The following is a 10956-nucleotide window of genomic DNA, read 5'->3' as shown; positions in this document are numbered from 1 at the left end:
TGGTCGGTCAGGTAACGGTTCCGACTCCGAAACGTGGGTTCCACGGTCGCAGAGCGAACGTGGAGCACGAGGGCGCGCATCGCGCGTCCTCGGAGGTTTCCACGCGAGAGGGCGTCAGCCCCGTCGCGTCTCCACCCCCGTCACCGGACCGCGAAGAAAAACCCGAACCCCGTGCTGTCGGTCGGCTGGCGAACGGTGCCACCGGCAGGGGATTCGGCTGCCATGGTTCTTCTCAAGGAAGAACGGCGCAAAAGCGTTGCGACACCGTGGCACAGGGGATGGAGCGAGTTCGGCAGCACGAGTCGTGACCACCTCGAACGCCCCGGGACTGGAATCCGATGGTCCACCCCGACTTTTCCCGCTCCACCCCGATACCCACCTATGCCTCCCACCATCCTCACCGACGACGACCTCGACGCGCGGCTCTCGCCCGCGGACGCGGTCGCGGCGATGGAGCGCGCACTCGAAGCGTACGCCGCGGGCGACCTGCAGGCGCCACCCCGCGAGTACGTCTCCGTGGGCGACGGCGACCTCGTGTTCACCGTCGGCGGCGACTCCGAAGGCTTCGGCTTCCGTGCCTACCAGACCGTCGGGGCGGTCGCGGGCTCGCAGGTGACCTGCGTGTTCGCCCCCGACGGCGCCCTCCGGGGGCTCGCCGTCGGGGACCGCGCAGGTATCCTGCGGACGAGTGGTATCGGCGGCGTCGCGGTCGACCACCTCGCACGCGATGACGCGACGACGCTCGGCCTGCTGGGGTCGTGGCGGCACGCACGCTCGCAGGCCGAGGCCGTCGCCGCGGTCCGCGACCTCGACCGCGTGCAGGTGTTCAGTCCGAACCCGGACCACCGCACGGACTGCGCGACCGACCTGGACGAGCGACTCGACTGCGCGGTCGAAGCGCGCGACGACCCCGAACCCGTGGTGCGCGAGGCGGACGTGCTGGTGTGTGCGACCGACGCCACCAGCCCCGTCTTCGAGGCAGACTGGCTCCAGCCCGGCACGCACGTCTCCTCGCTCGGGCCAAAGGAGGTAGGGGTGAGCGAACTCCCGGCGGACATCGCATCCCACGTCGACCTCGCGGTCACCGACTCGCTCGCGCAGGCCCGCGCGACGGACGAGTACGTGGTCGACCACGGCCGACTGGTCGAGCTGGGGGACGTGGTCGCGGGTACACAGTCCGGCCGCGAATCGGCCGACCACGTGACGCTGTTCTGCTCGGTCGGACTTGCCGGCACCGAGGTCGCGCTGGTCCGCGCGGCGCTCGACTGAGTCAGGCGACGTGGCGCTCGTCGACCGGATCGCCCCGCTCGAACCGCCCGCAGTCGAGGGCCGAGACGTCGACGAGCGACGCCTCGCCGTCGAGACAGAGTTCCGCGACGAGCTTTCTCGTCGCGGGTGCGTGCTGGAACCCGTGGCCCGAGAACCCCGCGGCCGTGACGACGCCCGGCCGACTCACCTCGATAATCGGGTGGTGGTCGGGCGTCACCGCGTACAGCCCGGCCCACCCGCGGACGATACCCGACTCGGGACCGAAGTAGCCGGCCGTCTCGCCCGCGCGTTCGGTCGCGGTCACGGCCCAGTCGAGGTCCATCCCGGTGTCGTAGTCGTCGGGGTTCACGTCGGGGTCGTGGGCTCCGAACTGGCCACCGACGATGGCCTGCCCCTCGCGCTCGGGGCGGAAGTACGACCCCGAGTCGAGGTCGATAGTGAGCGGGACCGTCTCCGGAACCGGTGTCTCGGGGTCGACCACCGCGATCTGTCGGCGACGCGGGGCGACGGGGAGGTCGACGCCCGCGAGGGTCCCGACCCGTCGCGCCCACGCGCCCGCAGCGTTGACGACGAAGTCGGCCCGGAGGGTGTCGTCCGGCGTCTGGACGCGAACGTCTGCGGGCCCACCCGGCTCGCCCCCACGCACGTCGATACCCGTGATGGGGGTGTGCGTCCGTATCTCCGCGCCCGCCGCCTGCGCGCCCGCGGAGAACCCCTGCAGGGCGAGGTGTGGGTCAGCGAAGCCATCGGTCGCGGAGAACGTCGCCACCCGGTAGCGGTCGGCGTGGAGTTCCGGGCAGTGGTCGCGGGCGTCGTCAGGGTCGAGTACCTCGGTCGGGACGCCGCGCTCGCGTTGCATCACCGCCGCCTCCCGAAGCGTCTCGGCAGTTTCCGCCTCGCGTGCGAGAAACAGGTAGCCGGGCTTTCGATGGGCGATGTCCACGCCGAAATCCTCCTCGAAGCGGTTCCACACCGCCAACGACGCGAGCGAGAGGTCGACGTTGACGGGTGTGGAGAACTGCGCGCGGATACCACCTGCAGAGCGGTCGGTGTTGCCGCTCCCAAGCGACCCGGCTTCACAGACCGTCACGTCGGCGCCGCGGTCGGCGAGATAGTAGGCAGCAGAGAGTCCGACGATACCACCGCCACAGACTACGACGTTCATGATCAGCTCTCGGAAGCGAGTGGCTTGAAGCTACGCCTCAGCCCCGCCGCGGGCTCTCGAGTTCGAGGTCCAGGTCGTCGAGCACTGCCTCCATCTCGGCGCGTTTCTCCTGGTGCTCTTCGAGGAAGTCGCGCATCAGTTCGGCGGCCTGCTCCTTGCAGCCGCCACAGAGTCGCTCGCCGCCGACGCACTCCTCGTACACCTCGGTCGCGAACTCGTCGTCGTCACCGGCGAGCAGGTACGCGTAGAGTTCGTAGACGGGGCACTTGTCGGCCTCGCCGCCGAGTTCCCGCTGGAGTTCGGCCGTCTCGCGGCCGCCCGTCGTCGCGGACTTCACCTTCTGGTAGCCGTCCTCGGGGTCGTCGAGCAGGCTGATGTGACTCGCAGGAACGGACGAGGACATCTTGCCGCCCGTGAGCCCGGTCATGAACCGGTGGTAGATGGAGGAGGGCGGATAGAAGCCGAAGCCGCCGTTCTCGACCTCGACCTCGCGGGAGAGTTCTTCGGCCGCCTCGTGGTCGAGGTCGAAGGCGTCGACGTGCTCGTCGAACACGCGCTTCTCGCCCTCGACGGCCTCGATGAGCGCGTCGAACGCCTCGGGGGTGGCGTTGCGGTCGAGGAACCTCACCCGCGGGCGAAGGGGTTCCTTCCCGGCGTTCGCGAGTTTCTCGATGGCGCGCTCGGCACCGACCTCCGCGGCGTGGTGCTGGTCGAGGTGCTCGGCGGCGTCCTCACACCGCACGTCGGCGTCGTCGCCGCCCAACTGCTCGTACGCCTCGCGCATCAACACGCGCTCTTCGGCGGTGGCCTCGAAGCTCGCGAACGCCTCGGTCACCTTGAAGTAGCGCATCCGGGCGGCGAGGTCGCGGGCGAGTCGGACGTGTGGGTCCTGGTCCGGGCCGACCGGGATGACCGTCGGCTTCGGCTCCTCCAGTTGCGGATAGAGGATGTCGGCCATCTGTGTGACGACCGACTGCATGTGCGAGACGTCCGTCTCGCCGTCGAAGCCGTAGATCGCCTGAAACTCCGAGAAGTTCGCCTTCACGCCGAGTTCGAACGCGAGGTCCTGCACCTCCCGGTTGGTGGACTGGCGGTAGAGTTCGCCCTCCTCGGGGTCGAACCCCAGCGCGAGCAGACTCAGCAGGTAGCTTCGCGTGTGTTCGTCGATCTCCGCCCACGAGAGCCCGCGAGCGGCGTGGGCCTCCAGGTCCGCGATGAGCCCGTAGGCGTCGGCGCCCTGCTCTTGGTGCCAGATGATCTCGTCGAACACCATCTTGTGCCCGATGTGCGGGTCGCCGGTGGGCATGAACCCGGAGAGGACGGCCGCGTCGCCGCCCTCGCGCAGGCGCTCGGCGACCGGCGAGTAGTCGCGGTGGCCGAAGATGACCCCGCGGCGCATCAGGTAGTGCGGGTTCGGCACCTCGTCTAAGATGTGGTCGAACTCCTCGATACCGAACTGCTCGAACAGGTCGCGGTAGTCGGAGACGGTCGCGGACCCCCACGGGTCGAGGGTCACGTCGTCCGCTCCTGCTGCGCTTCCGCCGTCCGCGATGAGATTCTCACGCGGGGGAAGGGCGTCACCCTCGGCCTCGTGGTGCTCGTCGCTCATTCACTCGAACTGGGGGCGGGTCCGCGCAAAAAGGGTTCGCTTGCGTGAGAGCGCCTGCACCGAGGGGACAAGAATTAAACCCCGGGCGTGCGAAGTAGTAAGCAAGCAGTAAAGTAAAGATTCCCTATATATTTTTCACCGAGGAGTCGCTACACCCGGGAGTCGCACCGCCACGGACAGCCGACACGCGACCGGAACCGCCCGGCCGACCCAAGACGCCGAGCCGACCCACCCCAATCAGCGACAGCCACAGCAATGACAGACTCACGATACGACGGCACCATCGACTGGGACCGCTACTACGAGGACGCGGACGACGAGAAGCGGGCGGAGGCAAGCCCGAGCGCACACCACGCGGGGGACGTGCTCGCCGAGTTCGTCGCGGCCACCGACGCGGCGCGGGTCGCGGACGTTGGCTGTGGCACTGGCGCCGCGACGTTCACCGTCGCCGAGGCCCATCCCGACACCACGGTCGTCGGCTACGACGCCGCCGAATCGGTCCTCGAGGAGAACCGCGAGCGGGCCCGCGAACGAGACGTCGAGAACGTCCGGTTCGAGCACGCGGTGTTGCCCGCGTTCGCCCCCGACGAGCCGTTCGACGTGGTGTTCTCGTACTTCACCCTCCAGTACGTCCGGGACGTGGCGCGAGCCCTCACAAACCTGTACGCGGCGGTGGCCCCTGGCGGCCACCTCGTCTGCAACTACCTCAACGAGGCGGGCCGCGCGTACTGTCTCGAGGCGGCCGACGACCCCCACGCGAACACCGACCGCGCGTTCGTGTTCGACCCGGACCAGTACACCGAGCGGTTCGCGGCGCTGCTCGACGGCGACAGCGTGCTGTCGGCGGAACGAATCGAGCACGTGCTCGGTGTCGAACCACGCAGCGCCTTCGAGGTGGTCGACCGGCCCGACACGCAGTGGGCGTGGCACCACGCGCCGCTCGTCTGTGTCGGAAAGTGAGCCTCAGGGCGTCAGCCGCCCGACGGTGAGCCACTCGATGCCGTCGCCGGAGGTGAACGCGAACACCATCCGCTTGCGGACGCCGTGCGCCAGTCGAACGTCGAGCGAGAGGTCGCGCGGCGAGAAGACGTGGTTCGCCGGGAGCACCCGCACGAGCAGTTCGGAGTGGCCTAGCGCGTCGACGCTCTCCACGTCGGCGTAGGTCCGGAAGTCGGCGCCGAACTTGAAGCCGGTCTTGGGGACGACACCGCGGCCCCGGAGGTCGGCGTACACCGAGAGCCGGCGGTCGAACCGCTCGCCCTCCGCCTCGCGGCCGCAGTCGACGACGGCTTCGACGCCGTCGGCGGCACCGTGCGCCGACTGCCCGGGGGACGCATCCCGCCCCTCGTTGCCCTCGAACGAGATGACACCCTCGCGGGCGAGATACGCCGCCTCGACGAGCGAGAGCTGGAGCGCGGTTCCCTGATCGTCGAGCGGCTGGCCGTAGAACCCCTCGTGGTAGAGCCCCTCCGGGGGCCCCCAGACGACAGCCCGGTCGTCGAGTAACGTGGCATCGACCGACCAGTCGAGCGTCGTGGCCGTGGAGCCGGAGACGTCGATGTGGTCCGTCTCCAGATACGTCAGTTCGGACTCCTCGTCGACGACGGCGAGGACGACGTCGCCGAGCGCATCGGCGGGGACGGACTCCCGCTCGGCGACCACGCGGACGCGGTACTCGACGGCGTCGTCCCACGGCCCCTGCCCGCGGGGGAAGACGATGAAGTCCGCGCCCGCGGGGTCGTCTACCCAGCCCTCCCGGGCAGCCGAGAGGTAGAAGCCGCGGTCGCGGAGGTTCTTGTAGACGAGGAAGCGCGCGGCGAGACCGGGCTCGCTGGTGAGGAACGACTCGAAGCCGCGGCCCTCGACCGCGTCGATGTCACCGCGGTAGAGGAGGTGCGCGGCCTCGACGCGCGAGAGCGCGAGCCCGTCGCCACGGGGGTCGCCGTAGCCCCGCGAATCGTAGAACCGCTCGCGCCCCGGCGCGTCGAGCACGACGAGGTCCCCCTCTACGTGTGCCTGCATACCCGGACCGGAGACGCGGAGCGGGAAAAACCTACGGAGACGAGCAGTCGGCGTCGAGACATCGCGGGCCGTCGCTGGCGGCGAAGGTAGGGAGGCCGCAGTCACAGTGGCCGACGTGCTCGCGTTCGGGGAGCGAGAACGCGACCTCGCAGTCGGGGTACGAGTCGCAGCCGAGGAACAGCCCACCGGCCCGGACGAGCCGGAGGTCGTCGCCGCAGTCGGGACAGTCGAACACGCGGTCGAACACGCGATCGATCTTGGGGTCGAGCGGGTCACAGCCCCGGTCGGCACACACCTCGAACCGCTCGCCGCGCGTCACCGCGATGCGCGGGAGGCCACAGTCACACGTCTCGTCGAGCACCGTCGCGCCGGACGGCAGTCCGTGCTCGCGCTCGCAGTCGGTACAGGCGAGCGTCCCCGACCGCTGGACGAGTGCGCCGTCACAGTCGGGACAGAGGCCCACGGGTTCACCTGCCGCGGAGACGGGCACACGGGCGTCGACGCTCACGGCGTGGAACAGCACGCGCAGGCGGGCGTCGCCGTCACGGGCTTCGAGCGTCGGCGGGTCACCGGCCACCACGGCGGCGTCGGGGCGGGTGAGCCACGCGACCGGGCGGTAGCCGCTGGCGTCGTGGACGAGCACGGTGTCGTCGGGCTTGCGGACGCAGACGACTCGGCCTCGCTTCTCGAAGGCGCGGTCGCCGTCGTAGGTGGTGGTACAGTCGCCGGCGATGACGTGGGCATCGGGCATGGGGCCGGTGGCCGCGTGCTCCTACTTGAACACTAGCCGAACACCAGCTCCTCCTTGCGGGCGCGGGAGAACTGCTTTATCTCGTACTCGCGGGACATCGCGGCGCTCTTCGAGTCGTACTCCTCGAGGTGGACGAGTTCGACGGGCGTGCGCCCGCGGGTGTACTTGGCGCCCTCGCCGGCGTCGTGCTCCGCGACGCGTCGCTCGGGGTCAGTGGTGTAGCCGGTGTAGAGGGTGCCGTCGCTGCACGCCAAGACGTACACGTAATGGCCATCAGAGGGCACCCCTGTGGTTGGGGGTCGGTACTGCGGCACTACAGCCGCGTCTCGTGTGTGCGCTCCCGGGAGACCTCGGCGATACCGGCGTTCGCCGAGCAGTTCGGACAGGCCATGACCTGCCCGTGTTCGTCCGCGAAGACGCGGGCGAATCGGTCCGAGACGTGCGCGTCACAGTGGTCGCACCTGGGCATTATCCTGCCGACACGGACACGCCCTGTCGGCACCCACAGTAAGACTTCGATACACATATACCCTCGGCATCGGGTCACACGGGCCGCGTCTCAGGCGTGTTAGCACGCGTAACGAGCGGCCACGCACAGCCGCCTCACACGCCGCCACCTCGCGCCGCACTCACCGCCCGTGCGACGAGGCCGGCCTGTGCGCCCGCGGTGAACCCGGCGTCGATGTTGACGACCGACAGCGCGGTACACGACTGCAACATCCCGGCGAGCGCGGCCTCGCCCGCACCGCCGAAGCCGTAGCCGTTCGACACCGGCAGCCCGACGATGGGCGTGTCGACCAGCCCCGCCAGCACCGTCGGGAGCGCGCCCTCGCGCCCGGCGGCGACGATCATGACGTCCGCCGCGCGGAGCCCGTCGAGCGAATCGAACAGCCGGTGGATGCCGGCGACGCCCACGTCGTCGACCCGGTCGACGGCCGCGCCCATCTCGCGAGCGACGACCGCCGCCTCCCCCGCAGGCATCGCATCCGAGGTGCCGGCCGTGACGACCGCGACGGTCGCGTCGAGTGACGGCCGCTCGAACGCCTGTGTGTAGGCCACGAGCGTCAGCGCGCGGTCGTCGTACTCGACCGTCGCGTCGGGGTGGTCGTCGGCGATGGCGTCTCGAACCTCCCGGACGTGGTCCTCGCGGGCGCGCGTCACGAGCGCACGCCCGGTCGTTCGTAAACTCTCGACGGCGAGCCCGGCCGTCTCCGCGGGCGTCTTGCCGTCCGCGAGGACGGCCTCGGGGACGCCACTTCGACCCTCGCGAGCCGCGTCGAACCGGCCGGCCTCCGTGGTCGCGAAGCCACGGAGTTCCACCTCGGCAGCTGCCGGCGAGAGGTCACCAGCGGCCACCTGCTCCAGGATGTCGCGCATACCCTCGGGTCGGGCGCGCACGAACACTAATCCGTCGGGACCGACCCGCGAGTGGCCCGTCGACGGCGCCACGTGAGCGACTGCTGGGGGAGCAGCGCCGGAGAGCCGGCGAAACCTTCCCGGTTCTACCCGGAGAACGGGCGCGAGAAGCGGCGAGGACGCCGTAGATTGGGAAATCTTATAAAGGACCCCCAGCAACAGTTGCCCCGTATGGCAGACCTGATCGTCAAGGCCGCTGTGAAGGAAGCGCTCGATGACATGAACGTTGCGTCGGACTTCTACGACGCGCTCGACGAGGAAGTCGCCGAGCTGCTCGAGGACGCCGCCCGGCGTGCCTCCGAGAACGACCGCAAGACGGTCCAGCCGCGCGACCTGTAACTCGGTCGAAACAGTCCCCAAAACGACCATTCTTTCGACGCCACCCGACAGCGACAGCTCCGTCGCCGAGCGACCGGGCGAACAGATCGAGGCCGCTATCGGTCGGTCTCGCGCACCTCGACGCCCGACTCCTCGCCCACGAACACGGTGTCCGCGAGCCCCACGAACAGCCCGTGTTCGACGACCCCCGGCACGGCCGCGAGACTGGCCGCGAGCGCCGGCGGGTCGTCGATGTCTCCGAACGCGCAGTCGAGCAGGAGGTTCCCGTTGTCCGTGACGACGGGGCCGTCCTTCCGTTCGGCCGCCCGCAGCGTTGGGTCGCCGCCGAGGTCGCGAAGCCGCGACTCGACGACTGGTACCGCGTCCGGGAGCGCCTCGACGGGCACCGGATGTGACAGCGTCTCGGTGAGCTTCGAGGGGTCCGCGACGACGAGGAACTCGGACGCGCTCGAATCGACGTACTTCTCGCGGGCGTGCGCCGCCCCACCGCCCTTCACGAGGTCGAAGCCCGCGACCTGGTCGGCACCGTCGATGGCGACGTCCGGGGTGGCGACGTCGAGGCTCGAAAGCGGGATGCCCACCTCGCGGGCCAGCTTGCGCGACTGGTAGGAGGTCGGGATGCCCTCGATATCGAGCCCCGCGTCGACCGCCTCGCCGAGCGCCCGGATGGCGTGTGCCGCGGTCGACCCCGTCCCGAGGCCGACGACCATCCCGTCGGCGACGCGCTCGGCCGCCGCCTCCCCCGCGCGACGTTTCGCCTCGTCGGAGCCGCCCGTCTGCTTCATGCGCGAGGCTCGTCCGGGCGAGGACAAAAACCCGCGTGGTCTCGGCCCCCAAAGGGCTCATTGCGGTCCCGACCGTACCCCGGGTATGACCGACTGCGCGTACTGCGGCTGCGAGGTCGAGGCGCACGACCCCGTCTTCGCGGAACACGACGGCGGGACGTACCCGTTCTGCAACTGGGCGTGTCTCACCGAGTACGTCGACCGCGAGGAGTTGGCGACCGGAACGTCCTGTAACTGGGAGCCGGCGTGAGGAATTAGCACCAGAGTACCTTTCCCCGGTGCGACCGACGCACGACCATGTTCGGCACGAGCGGCATCAGGGGTCCCGTCGGCGACGAGGTCACCGCCGACCTCGCACTGGCGGTGGGACGCGCAGTCGGCATGGACACCGACCGGGTCGTCGTCGGTCGCGACCCGCGTGACTCGGGGACGTTCCTGCTCGACGCGCTCGCGGCGGGCCTCCGCGAGACCGGCACGGACGTGGTCGACCTCGGCCTCGCGGCCACGCCCACGGTGGCCCGCGCGGTCGCGTGGGAGGACGCCGACGCCGGCGTCTCCATCACCGCGAGCCATAACCCCGCCCCCGACAACGGCATCAAGCTCTGGCAGCCGTCGGGACAGGCGTACGACGGTGCACTCCGGGAGGAGGTGGAGCGTCGGCTCCGCGAAGCCGACTTCCAGTTGCGCGACTGGGCGGGCATCGGTACCCGAACCGAGGCGGACGCCGGGCCACGACACATCGAGACCCTCGTCGGGAGCGTGGACCCCGACCCGCTCGACGTGGTCGTCGACCTCGGGAACGGCGCGGGCGGCGTGACCGTCGACGCGCTCACGGCCCTCGGCTGTGCAGTCGAGACGCTGAACGCCCAGCCCGACGGCTCGTTCCCGGGGCGACCCTCCGAGCCGACGGCCGAGAACTGCCGGTCGCTCGCGGCGCTCGTCCGCGAGTCCGACGCGGACGTGGGTATCGCGCACGACGGCGACGCCGACCGGATGCGTGCGGTCGCCCACGACGGCACCTACCTCTCGGGCGACGCGACGCTCGCGCTGTTCGCGGCCGACGCCGCGAGCGACGGCCAGCGGGTCGCCGTCCCGGTCGACACGAGCCTCGCGGTCGAGGACTACCTCGCCGAACGGGGCGTCGGCGTCGAGCGCACGCCCGTCGGCGACGTGTACGTCGCGGAAGCCGCGACGGCCCCGGACGTGGCGTTCGGCGGCGAGCCGTCGGGCGCGTGGATCTGGCCGACCGAGACGCTGTGTCCCGATGGGCCGTACGCCGCCTGCAAGCTCGTCGAACTGGCGAGCGAGCGCCCGCTCGCCGACCGCATCGCGGAAATTCCCGAGTATCCCATCCGGCGCGGGAGCATCGAACTCGACGCGAAGGCGGCGGTGATGGAGCGCGTCAGCGAGACGGTGCTCGACGAGTACGACGACGTGACGACCCTCGACGGCGTCCGCGTCGCCGTCGACGGCGGCTGGTTCCTGCTCAGAGCGAGCGGAACCCAGCCGCTCGTGCGCGTGACAGCCGAGGCTCGCGAAGAAGCGCGGGCGGAAGAACTGTTCGAGGAGGCGCGCTCGCTCGTCGAGAACGCGCGATAGG

13 protein-coding genes are annotated in these 10956 nt (G+C 70.2%); 5 read left to right on the top strand and 8 right to left on the bottom strand.

The features are described 5' to 3' along the window. Nucleotides 1-381: 381 nt before the first annotated feature. Nucleotides 382-1269, top strand: a complete 888-nt coding sequence (locus NL126_RS07200) for an ornithine cyclodeaminase family protein (RefSeq protein WP_255198248.1) — start codon at nucleotides 382-384, stop codon at nucleotides 1267-1269. 1 nt (nucleotide 1270) lies between these two features. Here NL126_RS07200 and NL126_RS07195 read toward each other — a convergent pair whose 3' ends face one another. Continuing rightward, nucleotides 1271-2434: an NAD(P)/FAD-dependent oxidoreductase gene (locus tag NL126_RS07195; RefSeq protein WP_255198247.1), complete on the bottom strand. Its 1164-nt coding sequence runs from the start codon at nucleotides 2432-2434 to the stop codon at nucleotides 1271-1273. 37 nt (nucleotides 2435-2471) lie between these two features. Then, nucleotides 2472-4043 carry a tryptophan--tRNA ligase gene (locus NL126_RS07190; protein WP_255198246.1) on the bottom strand — a complete coding sequence of 524 codons (1572 nt, stop codon included), beginning with the start codon at nucleotides 4041-4043 and terminating at the stop codon, nucleotides 2472-2474. A gap of 255 nt (nucleotides 4044-4298) precedes the next feature. Between NL126_RS07190 and NL126_RS07185 the strand changes: the two genes are divergently transcribed. Beyond that, nucleotides 4299-5003: a class I SAM-dependent methyltransferase gene (locus tag NL126_RS07185; RefSeq protein WP_255198245.1), complete on the top strand. Its 705-nt coding sequence runs from the start codon at nucleotides 4299-4301 to the stop codon at nucleotides 5001-5003. A gap of 3 nt (nucleotides 5004-5006) precedes the next feature. On the opposite strand, the gene endA is transcribed toward NL126_RS07185, so the two are convergent. From endA to larB, 5 genes are all read right to left on the bottom strand, one after another. Next, entirely contained in the window at nucleotides 5007-6065 is a 1059-nt protein-coding gene (gene endA / locus NL126_RS07180) for a tRNA-intron lyase (protein ID WP_255198244.1), read from the bottom strand. A 31-nt stretch (nucleotides 6066-6096) separates the two neighbouring features. Next, a complete protein-coding gene (locus NL126_RS07175; protein ID WP_255198243.1) occupies nucleotides 6097-6816 on the bottom strand; it encodes a topoisomerase DNA-binding C4 zinc finger domain-containing protein in 720 nt (239 codons plus the stop codon). Between the two features lie 32 nt (nucleotides 6817-6848). Beyond that, nucleotides 6849-7100: a GIY-YIG nuclease family protein gene (locus tag NL126_RS07170; protein ID WP_350355528.1), complete on the bottom strand. Its 252-nt coding sequence runs from the start codon at nucleotides 7098-7100 to the stop codon at nucleotides 6849-6851. Between the two features lie 29 nt (nucleotides 7101-7129). After that, nucleotides 7130-7285 carry a DUF7563 family protein gene (locus NL126_RS07165; protein WP_255198241.1) on the bottom strand — a complete coding sequence of 52 codons (156 nt, stop codon included), beginning with the start codon at nucleotides 7283-7285 and terminating at the stop codon, nucleotides 7130-7132. A 134-nt stretch (nucleotides 7286-7419) separates the two neighbouring features. After that, a complete protein-coding gene (larB, locus tag NL126_RS07160; protein WP_255198240.1) occupies nucleotides 7420-8193 on the bottom strand; it encodes a nickel pincer cofactor biosynthesis protein LarB in 774 nt (257 codons plus the stop codon). A 210-nt stretch (nucleotides 8194-8403) separates the two neighbouring features. Here larB and NL126_RS07155 point away from each other — a divergent pair, with 210 nt between their 5' ends. Further along, nucleotides 8404-8571 carry a DUF1931 domain-containing protein gene (locus NL126_RS07155; RefSeq protein WP_255198239.1) on the top strand — a complete coding sequence of 56 codons (168 nt, stop codon included), beginning with the start codon at nucleotides 8404-8406 and terminating at the stop codon, nucleotides 8569-8571. A gap of 95 nt (nucleotides 8572-8666) precedes the next feature. Here the strand turns inward: NL126_RS07155 and rpiA are convergent, their stop codons facing one another. Next, nucleotides 8667-9356, bottom strand: coding sequence for a ribose-5-phosphate isomerase RpiA (gene rpiA, locus NL126_RS07150; RefSeq protein ID WP_255198238.1), 690 nt, complete (start codon nucleotides 9354-9356; stop codon nucleotides 8667-8669). 85 nt (nucleotides 9357-9441) lie between these two features. On the opposite strand from rpiA, the gene NL126_RS07145 reads away from it, so the two are divergent. Both NL126_RS07145 and glmM read left to right on the top strand, forming a co-directional pair. Continuing rightward, complete coding sequence (locus NL126_RS07145) at nucleotides 9442-9606, top strand: hypothetical protein (RefSeq protein WP_255198237.1); 165 nt, start codon at nucleotides 9442-9444, stop codon at nucleotides 9604-9606. A gap of 47 nt (nucleotides 9607-9653) precedes the next feature. After that, nucleotides 9654-10955 (top strand): phosphoglucosamine mutase, encoded by a 1302-nt coding sequence (glmM, locus tag NL126_RS07140; protein ID WP_255198236.1) that lies wholly within the window; start codon nucleotides 9654-9656, stop codon nucleotides 10953-10955. Nucleotide 10956 lies beyond the last annotated feature (1 nt).

The sequence above is a fragment of the Halorarius litoreus genome, assembly GCF_024362405.1.
Taxonomy (GTDB): Archaea; Halobacteriota; Halobacteria; order Halobacteriales; family Haloarculaceae; genus Halorarius; species Halorarius litoreus.
This window is presented reverse-complemented; position numbering and strand designations above follow the sequence as displayed.